This window comes from Kitasatospora cheerisanensis KCTC 2395, from assembly GCF_000696185.1.
In the GTDB taxonomy this organism is placed as follows: Bacteria; Actinomycetota; Actinomycetes; order Streptomycetales; family Streptomycetaceae; genus Kitasatospora; species Kitasatospora cheerisanensis.
In genome coordinates this window covers 1,439,337-1,463,003 of record NZ_KK853997.1, presented here as the reverse complement: position 1 = coordinate 1,463,003, position 23,667 = coordinate 1,439,337, and the positions used below count along the sequence as shown (strand labels likewise).

General features: G+C 73.3%; 24 protein-coding genes. 20 read left to right on the top strand and 4 right to left on the bottom strand.

All coding sequences use genetic code 11. The features are described 5' to 3' along the window. Positions 1-786, bottom strand: a 786-nt coding sequence (locus KCH_RS06520; protein WP_035860052.1) for a LysR family transcriptional regulator, incomplete at its 3' end; no start/stop codon positions are given. A gap of 298 nt (positions 787-1,084) precedes the next feature. Here KCH_RS06520 and ppk2 point away from each other — a divergent pair. The 4 genes from ppk2 to rpsD all read left to right on the top strand — a co-directional run bounded on the left by ppk2 (position 1,085) and on the right by rpsD (position 4,885). Further along, positions 1,085-1,861: a polyphosphate kinase 2 gene (ppk2, locus tag KCH_RS06515; protein ID WP_425268886.1), complete on the top strand. Its 777-nt coding sequence runs from the start codon at positions 1,085-1,087 to the stop codon at positions 1,859-1,861. A gap of 84 nt (positions 1,862-1,945) precedes the next feature. After that, positions 1,946-2,551, top strand: a complete 606-nt coding sequence (locus KCH_RS06510; RefSeq protein WP_035860045.1) for a hypothetical protein — start codon at positions 1,946-1,948, stop codon at positions 2,549-2,551. Between the two features lie 61 nt (positions 2,552-2,612). Next, positions 2,613-3,962 carry a replication-associated recombination protein A gene (locus KCH_RS06505; RefSeq protein ID WP_035860042.1) on the top strand — a complete coding sequence of 450 codons (1,350 nt, stop codon included), beginning with the start codon at positions 2,613-2,615 and terminating at the stop codon, positions 3,960-3,962. A gap of 308 nt (positions 3,963-4,270) precedes the next feature. Beyond that, positions 4,271-4,885, top strand: a complete 615-nt coding sequence (rpsD, locus tag KCH_RS06500; RefSeq protein ID WP_035860039.1) for a 30S ribosomal protein S4 — start codon at positions 4,271-4,273, stop codon at positions 4,883-4,885. Positions 4,886-4,956: 71 nt separating this feature from the next. Here the strand turns inward: rpsD and KCH_RS41010 are convergent, their stop codons facing one another. Next, complete coding sequence (locus KCH_RS41010) at positions 4,957-5,325, bottom strand: hypothetical protein (RefSeq protein ID WP_157031921.1); 369 nt, start codon at positions 5,323-5,325, stop codon at positions 4,957-4,959. Then, complete coding sequence (locus KCH_RS06495) at positions 5,253-6,809, bottom strand: ATP-binding protein (RefSeq protein WP_157031920.1); 1,557 nt, start codon at positions 6,807-6,809, stop codon at positions 5,253-5,255. The genes KCH_RS41010 and KCH_RS06495 overlap by 73 nt, the downstream gene beginning before the upstream one ends. A 459-nt stretch (positions 6,810-7,268) precedes the next feature. Between KCH_RS06495 and KCH_RS06490 the strand changes: the two genes are divergently transcribed. The 6 genes from KCH_RS06490 (at position 7,269) to mltG (KCH_RS36980) (ending at position 14,724) form a co-directional block, all read left to right on the top strand. Next, complete coding sequence (locus tag KCH_RS06490; protein WP_035860036.1) at positions 7,269-7,745, top strand: DUF948 domain-containing protein; 477 nt, start codon at positions 7,269-7,271, stop codon at positions 7,743-7,745. 6 nt (positions 7,746-7,751) lie between these two features. Continuing rightward, a complete protein-coding gene (locus KCH_RS36985) occupies positions 7,752-8,186 on the top strand; it encodes a DUF6167 family protein (protein ID WP_279635835.1) in 435 nt (144 codons plus the stop codon). Continuing rightward, complete coding sequence (gene alaS / locus KCH_RS06480) at positions 8,186-10,852, top strand: alanine--tRNA ligase (RefSeq protein WP_035860033.1); 2,667 nt, start codon at positions 8,186-8,188, stop codon at positions 10,850-10,852. The genes KCH_RS36985 and alaS overlap by 1 nt, the downstream gene beginning before the upstream one ends. Further along, on the top strand, positions 10,849-11,337 hold the full coding sequence (gene ruvX / locus KCH_RS06475) for a Holliday junction resolvase RuvX (protein ID WP_035860032.1): 489 nt from the start codon (positions 10,849-10,851) through the stop codon (positions 11,335-11,337). The genes alaS and ruvX overlap by 4 nt, the downstream gene beginning before the upstream one ends. Before the next feature lie 238 nt (positions 11,338-11,575). Then, positions 11,576-12,619, top strand: a complete 1,044-nt coding sequence (gene mltG, locus KCH_RS06470) for an endolytic transglycosylase MltG (protein ID WP_244305205.1) — start codon at positions 11,576-11,578, stop codon at positions 12,617-12,619. A 110-nt stretch (positions 12,620-12,729) separates the two neighbouring features. After that, on the top strand, positions 12,730-14,724 hold the full coding sequence (gene mltG, locus KCH_RS36980; protein ID WP_051652818.1) for an endolytic transglycosylase MltG: 1,995 nt from the start codon (positions 12,730-12,732) through the stop codon (positions 14,722-14,724). 50 nt (positions 14,725-14,774) lie between these two features. Here the strand turns inward: mltG (KCH_RS36980) and KCH_RS06460 are convergent, their stop codons facing one another. Beyond that, complete coding sequence (locus KCH_RS06460; protein WP_035860030.1) at positions 14,775-15,161, bottom strand: peptidoglycan-binding domain-containing protein; 387 nt, start codon at positions 15,159-15,161, stop codon at positions 14,775-14,777. 202 nt (positions 15,162-15,363) lie between these two features. Here KCH_RS06460 and KCH_RS06455 point away from each other — a divergent pair, with 202 nt between their 5' ends. From KCH_RS06455 to KCH_RS06410, 10 genes are all read left to right on the top strand, one after another. Continuing rightward, complete coding sequence (locus KCH_RS06455) at positions 15,364-16,176, top strand: ABC transporter ATP-binding protein (RefSeq protein ID WP_035870928.1); 813 nt, start codon at positions 15,364-15,366, stop codon at positions 16,174-16,176. After that, positions 16,173-16,667 carry a GNAT family N-acetyltransferase gene (locus KCH_RS06450; protein WP_035860029.1) on the top strand — a complete coding sequence of 165 codons (495 nt, stop codon included), beginning with the start codon at positions 16,173-16,175 and terminating at the stop codon, positions 16,665-16,667. Before KCH_RS06455 ends, KCH_RS06450 begins: the two co-directional genes overlap by 4 nt. Beyond that, on the top strand, positions 16,664-17,488 hold the full coding sequence (locus KCH_RS06445) for a shikimate dehydrogenase (RefSeq protein ID WP_035860022.1): 825 nt from the start codon (positions 16,664-16,666) through the stop codon (positions 17,486-17,488). The genes KCH_RS06450 and KCH_RS06445 overlap by 4 nt, the downstream gene beginning before the upstream one ends. 193 nt (positions 17,489-17,681) lie before the next feature. After that, positions 17,682-18,866, top strand: coding sequence for a chorismate synthase (aroC, locus tag KCH_RS06440; protein WP_157031919.1), 1,185 nt, complete (start codon positions 17,682-17,684; stop codon positions 18,864-18,866). Next, positions 18,863-19,381 (top strand): shikimate kinase, encoded by a 519-nt coding sequence (locus KCH_RS06435; RefSeq protein ID WP_035860018.1) that lies wholly within the window; start codon positions 18,863-18,865, stop codon positions 19,379-19,381. Before aroC ends, KCH_RS06435 begins: the two co-directional genes overlap by 4 nt. Further along, positions 19,374-20,465 carry a 3-dehydroquinate synthase gene (gene aroB / locus KCH_RS06430; protein WP_035860016.1) on the top strand — a complete coding sequence of 364 codons (1,092 nt, stop codon included), beginning with the start codon at positions 19,374-19,376 and terminating at the stop codon, positions 20,463-20,465. The genes KCH_RS06435 and aroB overlap by 8 nt, the downstream gene beginning before the upstream one ends. Beyond that, positions 20,462-20,908: a type II 3-dehydroquinate dehydratase gene (gene aroQ, locus KCH_RS06425; protein WP_035860015.1), complete on the top strand. Its 447-nt coding sequence runs from the start codon at positions 20,462-20,464 to the stop codon at positions 20,906-20,908. Before aroB ends, aroQ begins: the two co-directional genes overlap by 4 nt. 73 nt (positions 20,909-20,981) lie before the next feature. Then, on the top strand, positions 20,982-21,827 hold the full coding sequence (locus KCH_RS06420; protein WP_244305203.1) for an AAA family ATPase: 846 nt from the start codon (positions 20,982-20,984) through the stop codon (positions 21,825-21,827). A gap of 168 nt (positions 21,828-21,995) precedes the next feature. Beyond that, complete coding sequence (locus tag KCH_RS06415) at positions 21,996-22,802, top strand: Fpg/Nei family DNA glycosylase (RefSeq protein ID WP_035870926.1); 807 nt, start codon at positions 21,996-21,998, stop codon at positions 22,800-22,802. A gap of 85 nt (positions 22,803-22,887) precedes the next feature. Further along, positions 22,888-23,580: a DUF6445 family protein gene (locus tag KCH_RS06410; protein ID WP_035860010.1), complete on the top strand. Its 693-nt coding sequence runs from the start codon at positions 22,888-22,890 to the stop codon at positions 23,578-23,580. The last annotated feature ends 87 nt before the right edge of the window (positions 23,581-23,667 follow it).

Genomic DNA, 23,667 nt, shown 5'->3' with positions numbered 1-23,667 from the left:
CACCGGCAGGCAGCGCACGTCCGGGCGCCCCGCCAGCCGGGACATCGACTGCGGGGCGAAGCCCACCCCCTGCCCGCACGCCACCGCCGCCAGCCACTCGTCCGGGCCGTGCGCCACCGCGCCGATCCGGACCGGACGGTCGCCGCGCTCCGGCGCGCCCAGCCAGTAGTCCCGCCACAGGCCGGCCTCCTCCGGTATCGCCACGAACGGCTCGTCCCACAGCTCCTCGGCGTCCACCTCGTGCCGGGCCGCCAGCCGGTGGTCGGCCGCCAGCGCCACCCAGCGCTCCTCCCGGCCCAGCAGCGCGTGCGCGTAGCGGTTCGCGACCTCCGCCGGGGCGTGCCACAGCGCCAGGTCCAGCTCGCCGGAGGCCAGGCCGGAGGACTCGTCGAACCAGTTGTTCTGCCGCATCCGCACCCGCCAGCCCGGCATCCGCTCGGTGAAGTCCGCCATCACCGCCCGGCCGACCAGGTTGATCGTCGAGCCCTCGAAGCCCACCCGCAGCTCCCCGCCGGCCTCCGCCGCCACCCGCCGGACCGCCCGCAGCGACTCCTCCCAGCGGGCCAGCAGCTGCGAGCCGCGCGCCGCCAGCTCCATGCCCGCCTCGGTCGGCAGCATCCCGGCCCGCGAACGCCGGAACAGCTCCACCCCCAACTCCCGCTCCAGCGCCAGCATCTGCTTGGTCAGCGTGGGCTGGCTCACGCCGAGCCGGGCCGCCGCCGCGGTCAGCTGGCCCTCCTCGCACACCACCGTCACGTACCGCAGCAGCCGGGTGTCCACATCCATGCCCCAAGGCTATGGAGCAAAGCATTGGACCCCGCGCCCGGGGGTGTACCACAGTGGTCCGGCCGACCCGCCGGGTCCGGCACCGGTGGGTCGGGGGACTGCCGGTGCCGGACCCGGCGGGTCGGCCTGCCGTGCCCCTGCCGTGCCCCGGCCGCCGCCCGGCCTGCGCCGCGACCTGACGGACCGTAGCCTGAGAGATCGTCAGCGGCACGGTGATCGGAGGGCACACGAAGTGGCGGACCCCAAGCGCGGCAAGCGGACCGGCAGCCCCAAGAGCGTCAAGCGCGTCCCCAAGCGGATCTACGAGCCCGAACTGCTCCGCCTCCAGTACGAACTGGTCAAGATGCAGGAATGGGTGCGCAGCGAGGGCATCCGGATGGTCGTGATCTTCGAAGGCCGGGACGCGGCGGGCAAGGGCGGCGCCATCAAGCGCGTCACCGAGTACCTCAACCCGCGCGTCGCCCGGATCGCCGCCCTCCCCGCGCCCACCGAACGCCAGCGCGGCCAGTGGTACTTCCAGCGCTACGTCGAACAACTCCCGGCCGCCGGCGAGATGGTGCTGTTCGACCGGTCCTGGTACAACCGGGCCGGCGTCGAGAAGGTGATGGGCTTCTGCACCGACGAGGAGTACTGGCAGTTCCTCCACCAGTGCCCCACCTTCGAACGGATGCTCGTCGAAGCGGGCATCCTGCTCCGCAAGTACTGGTTCTCGGTCAGCGACACCGAACAGGAACGCCGCTTCCGCGACCGCCTCGACGACCCCATGCGGCAGTGGAAGCTCTCCCCGATGGACGTCGAGTCCATCACCCGCTGGGAGGACTACTCGCGGGCCAAGGACGAGATGTTCGTCTACACCGACATCCCCGAAGCCCCGTGGAACGTCGTCGACAGCGACGACAAGCGCCGCGCCCGCCTCAACATGATCGCCCACCTGCTGTCCACCGTCCCGTACCACGAGGTGGTCCGCCCCGCGATCACCCTCCCGCCCAGGCCGGAACCGCGCGGCTACCAGCGGCCCCCGCGCGACCTGCAGAAGTACGTCTTCGACCACACCGCCACCCTGCTCGCCGAGTGACCGCCCCCGGTTGACCCCCGCGACGGCGCGGGCGTGCGATGGAGGAAGTCCCGCAACGGCTCCCGCAAGGGCTGGAGGCACCCCATGTACGTCCGCACCGTCTACGCCACCGGAGACCCGGCTCTGCTGGAGGACAGTCTCGACGCGCTGCGCGGCGAAGCCGTCGAACTCCTCTCCGGCCAGCCCGGCTACCGCGGCTACGGCCTGTTCGCCAACCGCCGGGTCGGCACCCTCACGATGGCCTCCTGGTGGGACACCCCCGAACACGAGTCCGCCAGCGACAACGCGCTCGCGGACCGCCGCGACACGCTGCTCGTCCCGTTTGCCGCCACCGTCGCCGTCGACCGCTGGGAGGTCGCCGCCGCCAACCCCGGCCCCGCCGTCGAGAACGGCGGCTTCCGGCTGGTCCGCTTCGCGTTCGACCCGGGGACCGTGGACGAGCTGGTGCGCGGCTTCGAGGAGAACAGCCTGCCGGCGATGCGGGAGGTCGACGGGTACGTGGGGTCCGCGATGCTCATCGACCGCCGGCGGTCGATCGGGGCGGTCGGAGCGATCTTCGCCGACCGCGGGGCCTTCGAGGCCTCCCGCGGACCCCAGGCCGCGGTCCGCGCCGCGGCGAGCAGGGCGGCGGGGACGGTGGTCTACGGGCTGGAGGAGTTCGACGTGGTGCTGATGGACGGGCCCGGGTAGCTCCCCGCGCCGCTGGAAGCGCACCCCTGGTTGTCGTCCGCCCGCTATAGGGTTGCGTGTCGTGGACGAGCCCGACCTTTTCACCCATGCCGCCGAGGAACGCCAGAGCGCCGAGCCGGGGCGCGCCCCGCTCGCGGTGCGGATGCGGCCGCGGACCCTGGACGAGGTGGCCGGCCAGCAGCAGCTGCTGAAGGACGGGTCTCCGCTGCGGCGGCTGGTCGCGGGCGCGAAGGGCCCGGCGGCGACGAGCTCGGTGATCCTCTGGGGGCCGCCGGGGACGGGGAAGACGACGCTCGCGCACGTGATCAGCCAGGCGGTGGAGGGCCGGTTCGTCGAACTCTCCGCGATCACGCACGGGGTGAAGGAAGTCCGGGCGGTGATCGACGGCGCCCGGCGGGCGGTCGGGATGACCGGCCGGGAGACGGTGCTGTTCCTGGACGAGATCCACCGGTTCTCCAAGGCCCAGCAGGACTCGCTGCTGCCCGCGGTGGAGAACCGCTGGGTGACGCTGATCGCGGCGACCACCGAGAACCCGTACTTCTCGATCATCTCGCCGCTGCTGTCGCGCAGCCTGCTGCTCACCCTGGAGTCCCTCACCGACGAGGACATCCGCACCCTGCTGCGCCGGGCGACCACCGACGAGCGGGGGCTGGGCGGCAGCGTGGAGCTGGCGGAGGAGGCCGAGGACCACCTGGTGCGGCTGGCCGGCGGCGACGCCCGGCGGGCGCTGACCATGCTGGAGGCGGCGGCCGGGGCGGCGCTGGAGCAGGGCGGCGGCGTGCTGACGCTGGCGGCGACCGAGACCGCGGTGAACAAGGCCGCGGTGCGGTACGACCGGGACGGCGATCAGCACTACGACGTGGCGAGCGCGCTGATCAAGTCGATCCGGGGCAGTGACGTGGACGCCACGCTGCACTACCTGGCGCGGATGATCGAGGCGGGGGAGGACCCCCGGTTCATCGCCCGGCGGCTGATGATCTCGGCGAGCGAGGACATCGGCCTGGCCGACCCGACCGCGCTGCCGACGGCGGTCGCGGCGGCGCAGGCGGTGGCGCTGATCGGCTTCCCGGAGGCGCGGATCATCCTGTCGCAGGCGGCGATCGCGCTGGCGCTGGCGCCGAAGTCGAACGCCGCGTACCTGGCGATCGACGCCGCGCTGGCGGACGTCCGGCAGGGCCTGGCGGGCGCGGTGCCGCCGCACCTGCGGGACGCGCACTACGGCGGGGCGAAGAAGCTCGGCCACGGCAAGGGCTACCAGTACCCGCACGACCTGCCGGAGGGCATCGCCGCGCAGCAGTACGCGCCGGACGCCGTGCACGGCAAGGAGTACTACAAGCCGACCCGGCGCGGGGGAGAGGCCCGGTACGCGGAGATCGCGGAGTGGACCAGGGCCCGGCTCAAGGGCGAGTGAACTGCCTGTAGACTGTCCGCAGTGTGTCCCGGGCCCGGGGTTCCGCGAGGAACGACCGGCCGCACCAGCGGGGCAACACAACGGAGGCCTCCCGCAAGGGAGTTCTCCAGGAGCGGCGCGCACCGGTCTTCGGTGTCGCGGGCAGCCCACCACCTCTTCCGGGTCGGTGGGCCTCTCGTGTGCAAGCACATAGTGCCCGGTCGCGGAGAGCGGCTGACCATCCGGCGACGGACGGTTTTTCTCCGGGCCGCGAGAAGCGTCCTCCGTCAACACCTGGTGACAGCCGTATCTGAACAGGAAAAGGAAACATGGCGAACCAGAAGCGCCCCAAGGTCAAGATCGCCCGTGCTCTCGGCGTTCCGCTGACCCCGAAGTCCGTCAAGTACTTCGAGGCCCGCCCGTACCCGCCCGGCCAGCACGGCCGTGGCCGCAAGCAGAACTCTGACTACAAGGTCCGTCTGACCGAGAAGCAGCGTCTGCGCGCGCAGTACGACCTCAGCGAGAAGCAGATGGCGCGTGCCTTCGAGGCCGCCAAGAAGGTCGAGGGCAAGACCGGTGAGGCGCTCGTCGCCCTGCTGGAGGTCCGCCTCGACGCCCTGGTCCTGCGTTCGGGCATCGCCCGCACCATCTACCAGGCCCGCCAGATGGTCGTGCACGGTCACATCGAGGTCAACGGCTCGAAGGTCAACAAGCCGTCGTTCCAGATGAAGCCGGGCTACGTCGTCACGGTCAAGGAAAAGTCCAAGGAGAAGGTCCCCTTCCAGGTGGCTCGCGAGGGCGGCAACGCCGGCGAGGGCCAGACCCCGAAGTACCTCGAGGTCAACCTGAAGGCCCTGGCCTTCCGCCTGGACCGCGCGCCGCAGCGCCGCGAGGTTCCGGTCGTGTGCGACGAGCAGCTGGTCGTCGAGTACTACTCGCGCTGACCCGCGAGCGGAACGCCCCCTCGGTCCTCGGACCGCGGGGGCGTTTCCCGTCTCCGGGCCCTGACGGGGCGTCAGGCGCCGAGCGCGCGGTGGACGGCGGTGTCCAGGTCGAGGCGGGCGCCGAGCCGGAAGGCCTCCTCGTACTGCTGCCCGGTGAGGGCGGCGCGAGTGCGGCGGGCGCAGGCGTGGTGCGGGCCGGTGAAGGTGCGGGAGCCGAAGAACGGGGTGCCGACGCCCGTCCAGAGGCGGTGCGCGGCGCCCTGCAGGACGCGGGCCTCGTACGGGTCGGGGTCGGGCTCCTCGGCGGCGAGCAGGGCCAGCAGGTCGATGGCGAGGACGAGGGCGAGCGGGTCGCGCAGCGGGTGGTTCAGCCGGACCGACTCGCGGGCGAAGGCGCGGGCCGCCCGGGGCTCGCCGGACTGCCGGCGGGCGTGCGCCATGGCGTACAGGCAGTAGCCGTGGGCCCACCGTTCGCCGTGCTGCTCGCAGAGTTCGCGGGCGCGGGCCGCCCAGGGGGCGCCGCTCGGTCCGTCGCCGAGGAACAGGTGGGCGAGGGCGAGTTCGACCATGGCCAGCAGGACGTGGGAGTCGAGCTCGCCGAGGGCGGTGTAGTGGCGCAGGGCCTCCTCGAAGAGCGCGGCGGCGCGGGCCGGGTCGTCGCCGACCAGGGCGGCGCAGCCCTGGTGGTGGACGGCGCGGGCGAGGGCCCGGTCGTCGCCGGTGTCGAGGGCCTGGCGGCGGCACTCGTCCAGGGCGGTGCGGGCGCGGCCGGGTCGCCCTGGAGGGCGGCGAGGTGGCCGGTGGCCCACAGCGCCTTGGCGCGGGCTCCGGTGGGTTCGGGGGCGAGCGCGAGGGCGCGGTCGAGCCAGTGCCGGCCCTCGCCGAGCCGGCCGGTGCCGGCCCAGAAGTACCAGAGGGCGGCGGCCAGGGCGAGGGCGGGCTGCTCCTCGCCGGGTTCGGTGAGCGAGAACTCGAGGGCGGCGCGCAGGTTGGGGTGGGCGAGCCGGGTGCGTTCGGCGGTCTCGGCCTGCTGGGGGCCGAACCACTCGACCTCGCCCCAGTCGGCGACGCCCAGGTACCAGTCGCGGTGGCGGCGCAGCAGCCGGGGGCCTTCGTCGCCGGCCCGCAGCCAGTGGGCGCCGTACTCGCGCAGGGTGTCGAGCATCCGGAACCGGGCCGGATCGCCGTCGAGGCGTTCCAGGACGGACTTGTCGACCAGGGCGTCGAGGAGGTCGAGGACGTCGTCGACGGGCAGTCCGGCGCCGGCGCAGACGTACTCGGCGGCGTCCAGGTCGAAGCCGTCGGCGAAGACCGACAGGCGCGCCCAGAGTAAACGTTCCTGCACGGTGCAGAGTTCGTGGCTCCAGCCGATCGCGGTGCGCATCGTCCGGTGCCGGGCCGGGACGGCCGGGCCGCCGCCGGCGAGCAGCTGGAACCGGTCGTCCAGCCGGGCCGCGAGCTGCTCCACGGACAGCGCGCGCAGCCGGCCGCCGGCCAGCTCCAGGGCCAGCGGCAGGCCGTCCAGCCGGCGGCAGAGCCGGGCCACCGCGGCCCGGTTCGCGGGCTCCAGGCGGAAGCCCGGGCGGACGGCGGCGGCCCGGTCGGCGAACAGCAGCGCCGCCTCCGAGTCGGCCCGGCCCGCGGCCGGCTCGACCGGCAGCGGGGCCAGCGGCAGCAGGTGCTCGCCGGCCGCCCGCAGCGACTGCCGGGAGGTGGCCAGCACCCGCAGGCCGGGCGCGGCGCGCAGCAGGGCGCCGACCAGCTCGGCGCAGGCGTCGGCCAGCTGCTCGCAGCCGTCCAGCACCAGCAGCAGGCGGCGGCCGGCCAGCCGCTCGGCCAGCGCCTGCGGCGAGGGGCGGGCGGTGCGGCCGGCCGGGTCGAGCGCGGCCAGCACGGCGGGGGCGAGCAGCCGCGCGTCCCGCACCGGGGCGAGGTCGGCGAGGTGCGCGCCGTCCGGGAAGCCGGCGGCGAGCCGGGCGGCGGCCCGCAGCGCCAGCCGGGACTTGCCGACCCCGCCGGGCCGGTCACGGTGACCAGCCGGGAGTGCTCCAACAGGCGGGCCAGCGCGTCGAGTTCGGCGGACCGGCCGACGAAGCGGGTGGTCTCGGCGGGCAGCCCGCCGGGCCCTCCCGGCATGTCCTCGCTGCTGTCCAAGGGACGCCCCCGTCACTAGGAACCCGTTCAACCGGCCGACCCGTACTCCGCGAGCCAACTCCCCAACGAGGTGACCGGGCGGTAGGTTACGCGCGGTGCTCGCACATCCGACCGGTTCGGAGCCGGGCGTACCTGCCGATATCCGGTCGGGGAGCGGTCGGCAGTCACGGTAGGGTTCAACCCTGGGATTGCAAGAGTGTGACTGGCACAGGCGAGGGAGCGCGCGAAGGTGTCCGTGGGAGAGCTGGCCGGGCTGCTGGTCGCCGTCTTCTGGGCGGTCCTGGTCACCCTGCTCGCCGTGGTCCTGGTCCGGCTGTCCAAGGTGCTGCGGGAGGCCACAGTCCTGGTCTCCGCCGTCACCGAGCAGGCCGTGCCGCTGCTGCAGGACGCGAACGCCGCGGTCCGCAGCGCGCACGAGCAGCTGGAGCGGGTCGACGAGATCACCGCCAACGTCCAGGACGCGGCGGCCGACGCCAAGGCGCTGTCCTCCACGGTGGCCGCCACCGTCGGCGGGCCGCTGGTGAAGCTGGCCGCGTTCAGCTACGGCGTGCGCCGGGCCGTGAACCGGCAGCAGGCCGGGCCCGCCGTCCCGCAGCAGAGCGGTGAGCGCGAGGAGCTGGCCCGGCTGATCCGGGCCGAGGTGCGCGCCGCGACCGCGCCGCGCGGCGGGCTGCTGGCCCGCGTGCGCCGGGCCGTGAGGGGCTGACCGGCGATGGTACGCAGGATCTTCTGGATGGCGGTCGGCGCGGGCGCGACCGTCTGGGCCATGAACAAGGCCAACGAGGCGGTGCACCGCCTCACGCCCGACTCGCTGTCCGGCACCGCCGCCCGCGGCGCCCTCCAACTCGGCGACGCCGCCCGGCAGTTCGCCCGGGACGTGAAGGCCGGCATGGCCGAGCGCGAGGAGCAGCTGCGGGCCGATCTCGGCCTGGACGGCACCGCGGTCGTCGAGCCGCCCCGCCGCCGCACCCTCAGCGGCGCGGCCGGGGCCGGCGGGGACCGAGCTATCTCGGCGGCGCCGGGCTCCCCGGCCGCCGCCCTGCCCACGCCTCGCGGCACGCGCCGCACCCCACCCCAGACCATCGTTGCCAAGCCCCGTCAGCGCGAGCTGCCGGGCAGCACGACCGATCGGAAGGACCCCCACTGATGGAGTCGGCAGAGATCCGCCGCCGCTGGCTGCGCTTCTTCGAGGAGCGCGGCCACACCGTCGTACCGTCGGCCTCGCTGGTCGCCGACGACCCCACCCTGCTGCTGGTCAACGCCGGCATGGTGCCGTTCAAGCCGTACTTCCTCGGCGAGGTCAAGCCGCAGTTCTCGCGCGCCACCAGCGTGCAGAAGTGCGTCCGCACCCTGGACATCGAGGAGGTCGGGAAGACCACCCGGCACGGCTCGTTCTTCCAGATGTGCGGCAACTTCTCGTTCGGCGACTACTTCAAGGAAGGCGCCATCAAGTTCGCCTGGGAGCTGCTCACCAGCCCCGTCGCGGACGGCGGCTACGGCCTGGAGCCGGAGAAGCTCTGGATCACCGTCTACAAGGACGACGACGAGGCCGAGCAGATCTGGCGGGACGTCATCGGCGTGCCCTCCGAGCGGATCCAGCGCCTGGGCATGAAGGACAACTTCTGGTCCATGGGCGTCCCCGGCCCGTGCGGCCCGTGCTCGGAGATCAACTACGACCGCGGCCCCGAGTACGGCGAGGAGGGCGGCCCGGCGGTCAACGGCGAGCGCTACCTGGAGATCTGGAACCTGGTCTTCATGCAGTACGAGCGCGGCCACGGCGACGGCAAGGACGGCTTCGAGATCCTCGGCGACCTGCCGAGCAAGAACATCGACACCGGCCTCGGCCTGGAGCGCCTCGCCGCCGTCCTGCAGGGCGTCGACAACCTGTTCGAGATCGACACCAGCCGGATGATCCTCGACCGCGCCGCCGCGCTCACCGGCCACACCTACGGCGCCGACCACAAGTCCGACGTCTCGCTGCGCGTGGTCACCGACCACTTTCGCACCGCGCTGATGCTGGTCGGCGACGGCGTCACCCCCGGCAACGAGGGCCGCGGCTACGTGCTGCGCCGCATCCTGCGCCGCGCGATCCGCAACATGCGCCTGCTGGGCGCCACCGAGCCGATCGCCAAGGAACTGATCGACGTCTCGATCAAGGCGATGGCCCCGCAGTACCCGGAGCTGGAGACCGACCGCAAGCGCATCGAGACGGTCGTGGTCGCCGAGGAGAACGCCTTCCTGCAGACCCTGCGCTCCGGCACCAACCTGCTGGATGCCGCGGTCACCGAGACCAAGCAGTCCGGCGGTGTGGTGCTCTCCGGCGAGCAGGCGTTCAAGCTGCACGACACCTACGGCTTCCCGATCGACCTCACCCTGGAGATGGCCGAGGAGCAGGGCCTCCAGGTCGACGAGGCCGGCTTCCGCCGCCTGATGCAGGAGCAGCGGGACCGCGCCAAGGCCGACGCCAAGGCGAAGAAGATGGGCCACGCCGACGTCGCCGCGTACCGCGAGGTCGCCGACACCGCCGGCGCGTCCGTCTTCACCGGCTACAGCCACACCGAGGGCGAGGCCACCGTGGTCGGCCTGCTGGTCGACGGCGTGCCGTCGCCGGCCGCCTCCGAGGGCGACGAGGTCGAGCTGATCCTCGACCGCACCCCGTTCTACGCCGAGGGCGGCGGCCAGCTTGCCGACCACGGCCGGATCCGCCTCGACTCCGGCGCCGTCGTGGAGATCCGCGACGTGCAGCAGCCGGTGCCGGGCGTCATCGTGCACTCCGGCGGGGTGCTGTTCGGCGAGGTGGTGGTCGGCGCGTCCGCGTACGCCACCATCGACACCGAGCGCCGCAAGGCCATCGCCCGCGCCCACTCGGCGACCCACCTGACCCACCAGGCGCTGCGCGACGCGCTCGGCCCGACGGCCGCCCAGGCCGGCTCGGAGAATGCGCCGGGCCGCTTCCGCTTCGACTTCGGTTCGCCCGCCGCCGTGCCCGGCAGCGTGCTGGTCGACGTCGAGCAGAAGATCAACGACGTGCTGACCCGCGAACTCGACGTCACCGCCGAGGTCATGACGATGGACCAGGCCCGCAAGCAGGGCGCCATCGCGATGTTCGGCGAGAAGTACGGCGACTCGGTCCGCGTGGTCACCATCGGCGACTTCTCCAAGGAGCTGTGCGGCGGTACGCACGTCGGCAACACCGCCCAGCTGGGCCTGGTGAAGCTGCTCGGCGAGTCCTCGATCGGCTCCGGCGTGCGCCGCGTGGAGGCCCTGGTCGGCGTCGACGCGTACAAGTTCCTGGCGCGCGAGCACACCGTGGTCTCCCAGCTCACCGAGCTGGTCAAGGGTCGTCCGGAGGAGCTGCCGGAGAAGATCTCCGGCATGCTCAGCAAGCTCAAGGACGCCGAGAAGGAGATCGAGAAGTTCCGCGCCGAGAAGGTGCTGCAGGCCGCCGCCGGCCTCGCCGAGGGCGCGCAGGACATCAAGGGCGTGGCGCTGGTCGCCGCCCGGGTCGGCGACGGCACCGGCGCGGACGAGCTGCGCAAGCTGGTGCTGGACGTCCGCGCCCGGCTCGGCAACCGCCCGTCCGTGGTCGCCGCGTTCACCGTGGCCAATGACCGCCCGCTGACCGTCATCGCCACCAGCGAGGACGCCCGCGCCCGCGGCATCAAGGCCGGCGAGCTGGTCCGCGCCGCGGCGAAGACCCTCGGCGGCGGCGGTGGCGGCAAGGACGACGTGGCGCAGGGCGGCGGCAGCAACCCGGCCGCCGTCGGCGAGGCGATCGAGGCCGTCCGGGCGCTGGTGGCCGAGCGCGCGTGAGCGAGGAGCACGTCGAAGAGAAGGTCTTCCGGCGCGGTCGGCGGATCGCCGTGGACGTCGGCGACGCCCGGATCGGGGTCGCGGTCTGCGACCCCGACGGGCTGATCGCCACGCCCGTGGAGACCGTCCCCGCCGGGGGCCGCTCGCAGGCCCGGCTCAAGGCGATCGTCGAGGAGTACGACGCGATCGAGGTCGTCGTCGGCCTGCCGCGCTCGCTGAACGGCAAGGAGGGCCCGGCCGCCGCCAAGGTCCGCGACTACGCGGGCCGGCTGGCCATGCTGCTCTACCCGGTCGGCGTGCGGCTGGTCGACGAGCGGATGACCACGGTCACCGCCGCCGCCGGGCTGCGCGCCTCCGGGCGGTCCTCGAAGAAGGGCCGCTCGGTGATCGACCAGGCCGCCGCCGTGGTGATCCTGCAGGCCGCGCTTGAGACCGAACGGGTGAGCGGACGCGCGCCCGGCGAGAGTGTCGAGCCGGTGGCCTGACCGGACCGGTCCAGGATCGATCGGGGGCCCGTGCGGACGCGCGTCCGCACGGGCCCCCGATCGCATGCCCGCCGCCGGAAGGCCCTGCCTTGACCGACCCGTACACCGCACCCGGACTGACCCCCGGCCACCTCGGCGCCCCGTCGCCGAGCCCGAGGCCGCCCCGCCCGGCCTGCCGTACGGCGTCGAACCGCCCGACCCCGACCGGCTCCGCACCGGCGCGGCCTGCTGCCTCAGCGTGGCCGGGCTGCTCGGCGTGGCGATGGCCGCCGCGCTCGCCGTGTTCCTGCTCTGGCCCGAGGGCAAGCAGCCCGCCCCCGACTACACCGGCAACGGCACCGGCCGGGTCCAGGTCTCCGTCGCCCAGGGCGCCAGCATCACCCAGATCGGCAAGACCCTGACGGCCAAACACGTCGTCGCCTCCGTCCGGGCGTTCACCGAGGCCGCCGCCAAGAGCCCCGCCGGCGACCGGATCCACCCCGGCACCTACACCCTCAAGGAGCGGATGCCGGCCGTCGCCGCGCTCAACGTGCTGCTCGACCCGTCCAACGCCAACGCCCTGACCATCCCCGAGGGTTGGCGCTCCACCCAGATCTACGCCGCCGTCGACGCCCGGCTCGGCCTGCCCGCCGGCACCACCAAGGCCACCGCCGAACAGCACCTCGCCGACCTCGGCCTCCCCGCCGACGCGGCCGGCCACCCCGAGGGCTACCTGTTCCCCGCGACCTACCCCGTCACCGGCGACAGCACCGCGCTCGGCCTGCTCCAGGAGATGGTGAAGGAGGCCACCACCCACCTCGACGGCGCCACCCTCGCCGAGGCCGCCGCCGCCAACAACGTCACCCCCTACGGCCTGCTCGCCGTCGCCAGCCTCGCCCAGGCCGAGGCCGACAACCCCGAGGACATGGCCAAGGTCGCCCGCGTCGTCTACAACCGGCTCGCCAAGAACATGCCGCTCCAGCTCGACTCCACCATCAACTACGCGCTCGGCCGCTCCACCCTCACCACCACCGTCGACGACACCAGGCTCGACTCCCCGTTCAACACCTACGCCCACCCCGGCCTGCCGCCCACCCCCATCGACAACCCCGGCCGGGACGCGCTGCGCGCCGCGATCCACCCCGCCGACGGTGACTGGCTGTACTTCGTGACCGTCCAGCCCGGCGACACCCGCTTCACCGACAGCGCCGACCAACAGCGGAAGAACGTCGACGAGTTCAACGCACACCGCGCACAGAACCCGTCGCCGACCGCCTCCGGGTCCGCGCTTTCCACCCCGTGAACAACAGGGAGTGACGCCCGTTGGCTACGCTGCGGTACGGTAACGTCTCCCAGCACGGGCGGCGCTAGCACGCCGGTTCGACAGACACCCTGGACGCGGTAAGGGGATCAATGACTGATCAGAGCGGGCGCTACGGCGCCCAGGGCGACCAGGCGTGGTTCCCCGGAGAACAGCCCGAGTACGGCCAGCAGCAGTACCCCCAGGGGTACCAGCAGTCGCAGCAGCCCGGCCAGGTCCCGGCCCAGGGCATGCCCCAGCAGGGCTTCCCGACCGGGCAGTTGCCGCAGCAGCAGATGCCGATGGGCGCCGCCCAGGGCTACCCGCAGCAGCAGGGCTACGGCCAGCAGCAGGGGTACCCGCAGCAGGGCATGCCCCCGCAGGGCATGCCCCCGCAGGGCATGACGCAGGGGGGCCAGCAGCAGTTCGTACCGCAGCAGCAGGCCTACGGCCAGCAGCAGGGCTTCCCGCAGGGGCAGCCGGTGCCGCAGCAGATGCAGCCGCAGCAGCAGATGCCGATGGGCGGTCAGGGCTACCCGCAGCAGCAGGGCATGGGCACCCAGGGCGGCCAGCAGCAGATCGGCCAGCAGCAGTTCGTCCAGCAGCAGGGCACGCCGCCGCACGGCTTCCCGGCCGCGCAGCAGCCGATGCCGCAGCAGGGCGGACAGCAGCAGGGCACGCCGCCGCACGGCTTCCCCGCCATGCAGCAGCCGATGCCGCAGCAGGGCGTGCCGCAGCCCGTACAGCCCGGGATGCCGCAGGGCGGCCGCCCCGGGCCGCAGCCGCAGGCCCGTCGCGGCCGGCCGGCCGCCGGCCCCGGCCCGGACGGCATCGACTGGGAGGCGGAGGCCGCGGCCCTCGACAACCCCGGGGCCGCGCCGGCCACCGAGCCCGACGAGTACGACGAGCACGCGGACGACCCCGAGAAGTGGGCCGAGGACGAGTACGAGGAGGAGGAGCGCAGCTCCTTCCTGTCCGAGCAGGACAACTCCCGCGAGGCCGAGCGCAAGCGCAAGGAGAAGGGCAAGAAGTCCGGCCGCCGCAACAGCGGCGCCTGCCTGGTGGTCGCCCTGGTGCTGCTCGGCGCGACCGGCGGCGCCGGCTGGTGGGGCTACGGCATGTACCAGGAGCGCTTCGGCCCGCCGCCGGACTTCAAGGGCGACGGCAACGGCTCCGTCAACATCACCGTCGCCTCCGGCGCGGGCGGTGGCGACATCGGCAAGACGCTGAAGGACGCCGGCGTCGTCAAGAGCATCAAGGCCTTCTCCGCCGCCTACGAGAAGAACCCGAAGGCCCGCGGCATCCAGCCCGGCATCTACACCCTGAAGCACGAGATGTCCGCCGCCGCGGCTGTCCAGGAGCTGGTGGAGTCCAACGGCGGCAACGTGCTGATCCTGCCCGAGGGCATGAAGGCCGTCGACATCTACACCAAGATCGACGAGAAGCTGAAGCTCGACAAGGGCGCCACGGCGAAGGTCGCCCAGGCCCAGGCCGGGAACCTCGGCCTGCCCGCCTACGCCAACAACAACCTCGAAGGCTTCCTGTACCCGACCCGGTACTCCATCACCGACGGCATGAAGCCCGAGGAACTGCTCAAGCAGATGGTGACCAACGCCGTCAAGCACTACAGCGACCTCAAGCTGGACGAGGCCGCGCAGAAGGTCGGCCTGAAGAACGCCTACGAGGTGATCACCGAGGCGTCGATCCTGCAGGCCGAGGGCAACAACGACCACGACTTCGGCAAGATGGCCCGGGCACTGAGCAACCGTCTGACGACCAACGCCACGCAGCACAAGCTCGGCCTGGACACCACGCTCCAGTACCAGTTGGGCCGCACCAAGCTGACCAAGCAGGAGATCAACGACGGCTCGCTGCCGTACAACACGTTCATGCGTCCCGGTCTGCCGCCGACCCCGATCGGCAACCCCGGCGACTCGGCGATCCAGGCGGTGCTCAACCCGACGCCCGGCGACTGGGTCTTCTGGATCGCGATGAACCCCTCGGAGACGCGCTTCGCGGCCACCGGCGAGGAGCACAAGAAGAACGTCCGGGAGTACTGCACCGCCCACGGCCAGACCCTCGACGAGAGCACCACCACCTGCAAGTGAGGCACGGGGCGCGGCCGGTCTGCTCGACCGGCCGCGCCGCCGTGTCGGTGCTACCGGCACCCGCCGCCGTTGAAGTACAGGAAGTGCATCGCGTTCCGGGTCTGCGGGCCGTAGACCCCGTCGGCGCTCACCCCCAGACGGCTCTGCAGCCGGACGAGCGCGGCCTTGGTGGCGGGGCCGAAGACCCCGTCGATGGAGACGCTCTCGCCGTTGCAGTAGGTCATGGCGCTCTGCAGGACGTTGACCGCCTCGCTCTGGTTACCCACGCCGAGCACGCAGTCGGTCGAAGCGCTCGACGTGCCGGGGAAGAAGACCCCCAGGTTGGGCACGGCGACGGTGCAGGACGGCAGTGAGGCCGCGGAGGCCTGGGCGGTGCCCAGCCACAGGCCGGACAGGGTCAGAGCCGCTGCGGCGACGAGGCGTGCTGTGCGCTTCATTCCGAATCCTCCAGGTGTCAGAACCGTTCGACTGCGGTGAATCCTCTTCCGGTCGGCACGCGGTGTACGGCCGATCGCCGGGCATGACCGAAACCGCCCGTGCGGCTGGCCGAATCGCTCGGCCGACGCTTCCGGGGGCGGGGCGTCCGGTGGCCGATACGGCTTTGCGGGGCGGGCGGGGGGTGCGGGTAGCGTGGGCCGGATGGAGACCTTGGAGCATCCGGAGCCGGCGCTGCTGGAGGCCGCTCGGGTGGATGTGGTGCGTGGTGGGCGGCAGTTGCTGAAGGACGTGTCGCTGACCGTCCGGGCCGGGGAGCACTGGGCGGTGCTCGGGGCGAACGGGGCGGGGAAGAGCACGCTGCTGTCGTTGCTGGGGGCGGTGGAGCATCCGACGGCGGGCACGGTGAAGGTGCTGGGGAGGCAGCTCGGCAAGGTCGACGTGCGGGAGTTGCGGGCGCACCTCGGGCACGTCAATCCGCGGCATCCGCTGCGTTCGCCGTTGACGGTCCGTCAGGTCGTGCTGACGGGGACGACGCAGTCGATCGAGCCGGATCCGTTCCGCAAGCCGACCACCGAGCAGCTGGACCACGCCGAGGAGTTGATCCGCACGCTGGGCGTCGCGCACCGCGCGGACAGCGCGTGGACGACGCTCTCGCAGGGCGAGCGCGGCCGGGTGCTGATCGCCCGGGCGCTGATGCCGGAGCCGCGGCTGCTGCTGCTGGACGAGCCCGCGACGGGGCTCGACCTGACGGCGCGCGAGCAGTTGCTGGAGAGCCTGGACGGGCTGCGCCGCCGGTTCCCCGAGGTGGCGTCGGTGCTGGTCACGCACCACCTGGAGGAGTTGCCGGAGACCACCAGCCACGCGCTGCTGCTGCGCGACGGACTGGTCACGGCCGCCGGGCCGGCGGCCGAGGTGCTGACCACCGAGCTGGTGTCCGACTGCTTCCGGCACCCGATCCGGATCGGCCACAGCGAGGGCCGCTGGACGGCGCGCACCCGCCGGGGCGCCGCGTGACGACGGCCCCGGCCCGGACGCTGCGCCCCGCGACCGGCGCCGACCTGGAGCCGCTGGTCGAGCTGCGGGCGGCGGCGATGCGTCCCGACCTGGAACGGCTGGGCCGGTACGACGAGCACCGGGTCCGGCAGCGGATGCGGGACGCGTTCCGGCCCGCGCACACCTCGGTGCTGGAGGTGCCCGGCTCCCCGCCGCCGGCGGGCTGCCTGACGGTCCGTCCGGACGGGGAGCGGCCCGGCACGCTGGTACTGGAACACTTCTACCTGGCCCCCGCGCTGCACGGCCGCGGCCACGGCACCGCCCTGCTGCGCGCCGCGCTGGACGCCGCCGACGCCGAGGGCCTGGCCGTCCGGCTGACCGTGCTGCAGGGCAGCCCGGCGCGGCGGCTGTACGAACGGCACGGCTTCGGGTACGAGTCCGAGGACTCGATCGACGTCCACCTGCACCGTCCGCCCCACCTTCCGTCCCACCCTCGAAAGGCCACTCCGTGACCGCTCCGCACCGCGCCGCCGTGCTCGGCTCGCCGATCGCCCACTCGCTCTCGCCCGCCCTGCACCGGGCCGGCTACGCCGCGCTGGGGATGGACGGCTGGAGCTACGACCGGTACGAGATCGACGAGGCCGGGCTGGAGGCGTTCGTCACCGGCCTGGACGCCGCGTGGGCGGGCCTGTCGCTGACCATGCCGTTGAAGCGGGCGATCCTGCCGCTGCTGGACACCGTCAGTGACGGCGCGCAGGCCGTGGGCGCCGTCAACACCGTGGTGTTCGGCCCGGACGGGCGGCGGCACGGCGACAACACCGACGTCCCGGGCCTGCTGAACGCGCTGCGCGAGCGCGGCGTCGAGCGGGTCGAATCGGCGGCGGTGCTGGGCGCCGGGGCCACCGCCTCCTCCGCGCTGGCCGCGCTCGGGCAGATCTGCGACGGCGAGGTGACGGTGTACGTGCGCAGCGCCGAACGGGCCGCCGAGATGCGGGAGCTGGGGGAGAAGCTCGGGGTGGCGGTGGGCGTCGCCGACTGGGCGGACGGCGTGCGGGCGCTGGCCGGGCCGCTGACCGTCTCCACCACGCCGGCCGGAGCCACCGACGCCTTCGCGGCGCAGCTGACCGGCACGCCCGGCGTGCTGTTCGACGTGCTGTACCACCCGTGGCCGACCGCGCTGGCCGGGGCCTGCCTGGAGCGCGGCGGCACCGTGCTGGGCGGGCTGGACCTGCTGGTGCACCAGGCGGTGCTCCAGTTCGAGCGCTTCACCGGCGTCGAGCGCGGGCCGCTGGCCGAGATGCGGGCCGCGGGCGAGGCGGCGCTGGCGTCCTGAGCTGCGGTTTCGCCCGCCGTTGCGGTGCGCGTCGGCGGACGTTCGCTGTCCGCCACGCGGACCGTGCCCCCGGCGGCCCCCCGGACGTGAAAGGATCGGTGCTGCCCCCGCCGCAGTCCGCGTCCGGGGCAGGACGAGACGCCGGGTCGGCCGCCGTTCACGGCGTGCGGGCCGCTGACGAAGGAGCTTTTCGGTGGGTAGCTTGCGCTGGCTGACGGCGGGGGAGTCGCACGGCCCCGCTCTGGTCGCGACGCTGGAGGGCCTGCCGGCCGGGGTGCCGGTCACCACCGCCATGGTGGCCGACGCGCTGGCCCGCCGGCGGCTCGGTTATGGCCGCGGCGCGCGGATGAAGTTCGAGCAGGACGAGGTGACCTTCCTCGGCGGTGTCCGGCACGGGGAGACCATGGGCTCGCCGGTGGCGGTCATGGTCGGCAACACCGAGTGGCCGAAGTGGGAGCAGGTCATGTCGGCCGACCCGGTCGACCCCGAGGTGCTCGCGGGCCTGGCCCGCAACGAGCCGCTGACCCGCCCCCGCCCCGGGCACGCCGACCTGGCGGGCATGCAGAAGTACTCGATCGACGAGGCCCGGCCGATCCTGGAGCGCGCCAGCGCCCGGGAGACCGCGGCCCGGGTCGCGCTCGGCGCGGTCGCCCGCTCCTACCTGAAGGAGACCTGCGGCATCGAGATCGTCAGCCACGTGGTGGAGCTGGCCGCCGCCAAGGCCCCGGCCGGCGTGCTGCCGCTGCCCGCCGACGAGGCCCGCCTGGACGAGGACCCGGTGCGCTGCCTGGACGCCGACGCGTCGAAGGCGATGGTCGCCGAGATCGACCAGGCCCACAAGGACGGCGACACCCTCGGCGGCGTGGTCGAGGTGCTGGCGTACGGCGTGCCGGTGGGCCTCGGCTCGCACGTGCACTGGGACCGCCGGCTGGACGCCCGGCTGGCCGCCGCGCTGATGGGCATCCAGGCGATCAAGGGCGTCGAGGTCGGCGACGGCTTCGAGCTGGCCCGGATCCCCGGCTCGCAGGCGCACGACGAGATCCTGCCGACCCCCGACGGCGTCAAGCGCGCCTCCGGCCGCTCCGGCGGCACCGAGGGCGGCCTGTCCACCGGCGAACTGCTGCGCGTCCGCGCCGCGATGAAGCCGATCGCGACCGTCCCGCGCGCCCTGCAGACGCTGGACGTGCGCACCGGCGAGCCCGCGAAGGCGCACCACCAGCGGTCCGACGTGTGCGCCGTGCCGGCGGCCGGCATCGTCGCCGAGGCGATGGTGGCGCTGGTGCTGGCCGACGCGGTGGCGGAGAAGTTCGGCGGCGACAACGTCTCCGAGACCCGCCGCAACGTGCAGTCGTACCTCGACAACCTGATCGTCCGATGACTCCGGTCGTCGTGCTGGTCGGCCCGCCCGGCAGTGGCAAGTCCACGGTCGGGCGGGTCCTCGCGCAGCGGCTCGGCCTGCCGTTCCGCGACACCGACGAGGACATCGAGCGGACGGCCGGCAAGCCCATCCCGGAGATCTTCGTGGACGAGGGCGAGCCGCACTTCCGGCAGCTGGAGCGGGACGCCGTCCGGGCCGCCGCCTCGGAGTTCGCCGGCGTGCTCGCGCTCGGCGGCGGCGCCGTGATGGCCGACGCCACCCGCGAACTGCTCGCCCCGCTGCCCGTGGTGTACCTGGAGGTCGCCCTCGCCGACGCGGTCAAGCGGGTCGGCCTGGACGCCCCCCGCCCGCTGCTCGCGGTCAACCCCCGGGCCCGCTGGCGCGAGCTGATGGAGGCCCGCCGCCCGCTGTACCTGGAGGTCGCCACCGCCGTGGTCGACACCCAGGACCGCACGCCCGAGCAGGTCGCCGACGCCGTACTCGAAGCACTGGAGCTGAAGAACCCCCATGACTGACAGCATCGTCCGGATCCAGGTCGCGGGCAGCGACGGCCACGCCCCGTACGAGGTGCTGATCGGGCATCAACTGCTCGGCGAGCTCGCCCCGTTGATCGGACCGAAGGCCAAGCGCGTCGCCGTCATCCACCCGGAGGCGCTGGAGGCCACCGGAGAGGCGATCCGCGAGGACCTGGTCGCCCAGGGCTACGAGGCGATCGTCCTGCAGGTCCCGAACGCCGAGGACGCCAAGAGCGCCGAGGTCGCCGCGTACTGCTGGTCGGTGCTCGGGCAGACCGGCTTCACCCGCAGCGACGTGATCGTCGGCCTGGGCGGCGGCTCGACCACCGACCTGGCGGGCTTCGTCGCCGCCACCTGGCTGCGCGGGGTGCGCTGGATCTCGGTGCCCACCACGCTGCTCGGCATGGTGGACGCCGCGGTCGGCGGCAAGACCGGCATCAACATCGCCGAGGGCAAGAACATGGTCGGCGCCTTCCACCCGCCCGCGGGCGTGCTGGCCGACCTCGGCACCCTGGAGACCCTCGGCAAGCACGACTACGTCTCCGGCCTGGCCGAGGTGATCAAGGCCGGCTTCATCGCCGACCCGGTGATCCTCGACCTGATCGAGCAGGACCCCGAGGCCGCCACCACCCCCGCCGGCCCGCACACCCTGGAGCTGATCCGGCGGGCCATCCAGGTCAAGGCCGACGTGGTCTCCGGCGACCTCAAGGAGTCCGGCCGCCGCGAGATCCTCAACTACGGCCACACCCTCGGGCACGCCATCGAGCGCAACGAGCGCTACAAGTGGCGGCACGGCGCGGCGATCTCCATCGGCATGGTGTTCGCCGCCGAACTCGGCCGCCTGGCCGGGCGGTTGGACGACGCCACCGCCGACCGGCACCGCACCGTGCTGGCCTCCGTCGGCCTGCCGCTCACGTACCGCGCGGACGCCTGGCCGAAGCTGCTGGACGCCATGAAGATCGACAAGAAGTCGCGCGGCGACCTGCTGCGCTTCATCGTCCTCGACGGCCTCGCCAAGACCTCCGTCCTCGAAGGCCCCGACCCGTCCCTGCTGGTCGCCGCGTACGCGGAGGTCTCCGGATGACCGCCGTCCCGGTGCTGGTGCTGAACGGCCCCAACCTGGGCCGCCTCGGCTCCCGCGAACCCGACGTGTACGGCTCCACCTCGTACGCGGGCCTGGTCTCCCGCTGCACCGCCCTCGGCGCGGAACTCGGCCTCGCGGTCGACGTCCGGGAGACCAACTCCGAAGCCGAGATGGTCGGTTGGCTGCACGAGGCAGCGGACGCCAAGACCCCCGTGGTGATCAACCCCGGCGCGTTCACGCACTACTCGTACGCGATGCGGGACGCCGCCGCGCAGCGCACCGCCCCGCTCATCGAGGTGCACATCTCCAACCCGTACACCCGCGAGACCTTCCGGCACACCTCGGTGATCGCCGCGGTCGCCTCCGGCACCATCGCGGGCTTCGGGCTCGGCTCGTACGAACTCGCCCTCCGGGCGCTGGCCGAACAGCTGACCACCCGCTGACCGCGGAGCGGCCCGGTGGCGGACTTGTGCCCGCCACCGGGCCGACGTGTACATTCGGCGCAGGGAGGTGACGGTGAGCCAGTACGCGCAGAACCACCAGCCGGGGGGCCAGGTGCCACCCCGACCCGGGGCGTCCCCGTACTTGACGGCCCCTCAACCGCCGTACCCCGCACCGCCGCTGCCCACCGCCACCCAGGCCGTCCCCACCGTCGGGCCGATCGCGGGCCGTCCCGACCGGCCGACCGTCCCGCTGACCGCCGTCGCCCCGGTCGCGCCCGGCGGCACCGGACACTTCCTGCTCGCCACCGGCGGCACCGTCCAACTCCCCGCCGCGCCACCGCCGATGCCCTCACTGCCCGCCCCGCTGCCCACCGGCCCGATCGCCGTCCTGCTGATCGGCCCCGCCGGCGCCGGCAAGACCACCGTCGCCCGGCACTGGGCGGAACGCCGCCCCACGCCCACCGCGCACATCAGCCTCGACGACGTCCGCGAATGGGTCCAGTCCGGCTTCGCCAACCCGCAGTCCGGCTGGAACACCGCCTCCGAGGCGCAGTACCGGCTCGCCCGCCGCACCTGCGGCTTCGCCTGCCGCAACTACCTCGCCAACGGCATCTCCTGCATCATCGACGACGCCGTCTTCCCCGACCGCCCCGCGATCGGCCTCGGCGGCTGGAAACGCCACATCGGCCCCGGCATGATCCCCGTCGTCCTGCTCCCCGGCCTCGACCGCGTCCTCACCCGCAACGCGGAACGCTCCGGCAACCGCCGCCTCTCCGACGACGAGGTCGCCCGCATCCACGGCCGGATGGCCGGCTGGCGCACCTCCGGCCTCCCCATCATCGACAACTCCAACCTCACCGTCCCCGAAACCGCCGCCGCCCTCGACCAAGCCGTCCTCACCCGCCTCCACCAGGGCTGACCACCCCCGGCCCGCTTCCGCTGCGCGGTGTCGCTGTCGCTGCGCTGTGCTTCCGCTGCGCGGTGTCGTTCGGTCGGCGTGGGGTGGCGGCTTTCGGGTCTGCCGGGGTGTCGGTGTGGGCTGGGAGAATGGGGTTGTCGGGTCGGAACGGACGAGGGGTTGGTGCGGGTGCCCGAGGGGCATGTGGTGCATCGGTTGGCGCGGGTGAACGGGGAGGTGTTCGGGGGGCGGGCCGTGCGGGTCTCCTCGCCGCAGGGGCGCTTCGCGGAGGGGGCCGCGCTGCTGGACGGGCGGGTGCTGGACGTCGCGGAGGCGCACGGGAAGCACCTCTTCCTGGGGTTCGGCGAGTCGTGGCTGCACGTGCACCTGGGGTTGTACGGGAAGTACGACTTCGGGGTGGGGGAGGCCCCGGAGCCGGTCGGGCAGGTCCGGTTGCGGATGGTGAACGACGAGGGCTACGCCGATCTGCGGGGGCCGACGGCGTGCGAGCTGCTGACGCCGGCGGAGAAGGCGGCGGTGCACCGGCGGCTGGGGCCGGATCCGTTGCGGGCGGGGGAGAGCGGCGAGGCCGCGTGGTCGCGGATCTCCCGGAGCGGGACGACGGTGGCGGCGCTGCTGATGGACCAGAAGATCCTCGCGGGGGTCGGCAACGTGTACCGCGCGGAGGTGCTGTTCCGGCTGGGGATCAGCCCGCACCGGGCCGGCCGGGACGTGAGCCGCGCGGAGTGGGACGCGATCTGGGCGGACCTGGTGGCGCTGATGCACGACGGCGTCACGGCGGGGCGGATCGACACCGTCCGCCCGGAGCACACGCCGGAGGCGATGGGCCGCCCGCCGCGGGTGGACGACCACGGTGGCGAGGTGTACGTGTACCGCCGGCAGGACCAGCCGTGCCTGGTGTGCGAAACCCCGGTGCGCACGGAGGAGTTGGCGGCCCGGAACCTGTTCTGGTGCCCGCGCTGCCAGCAGTCCTGACGCACCGTCACCACGGGAAGCCTTGACGGAAGGTTGACCGGGTCTTGGTCGAGGCTCCCCGGAACGCGCTCCTATTGTCGGGTCCATGTCCGCACAACCGTTCCGGGGCGCCCGCCCGGCCCCTGCCCTTCCGGTCCTGCCGTACCGCAAGCCCACCAAGGGGCGCGACTACTGGGTGCTGGACGACGTCCTCCCGGATCCGGACGCGGTGCGCGCCCGGCACCTGGCCCGGACCGACTGGGACGAGGGGTATCCGCACAAGCCGGAGTCGTGGCCGGGGCTGCGGGCGATGCCCGGGCTGGAGGCGGAGGAGCTGGCGCACGTCGAGAAGCTGGTGCGGGAGACCGTGCAGGCGCCGCGGATCTGGGCGTTGAGCGAGGCCGAGGGCGGCACCTTCAACCACAACTGCGTGCAGGTGGTGGGCGAGGGGGAGTGCGAGCCGCGCCCGCACACCGATTCGCGGTCGCTGTGCCGGTACGCCGCCGTGCTCTACCTGAACCCGAACGTTCCCAAGCGATGCGGGACGAGCTTCTACCGGCAGAGCCTGCCGGGGGGCCGGCTCGGCGGCAACACGGTGGTCGCCCCGCACAACAACCTGGTCGACGCGCTCGGCACCCGTTTCGTCCCGCCGGACTCGTTCACCGAGGACCTGGCCGTGCCGCACCGCTACAACCGGCTGCTGCTGTACACCGCGAACCTGATCCACACCGCGACCGAGTACCACGGTGCGACGCTCGACGAGAAGCGGATGACCTGCGTCTTCTTCTGGATGGCCTGACGTACTGTCAAATAGACGTCCCAGCAGGGGGATTGGCGCATCCGGGCCGCCGCCCGGCCCGGTCGGCGTGATCTTCGACACCCGACG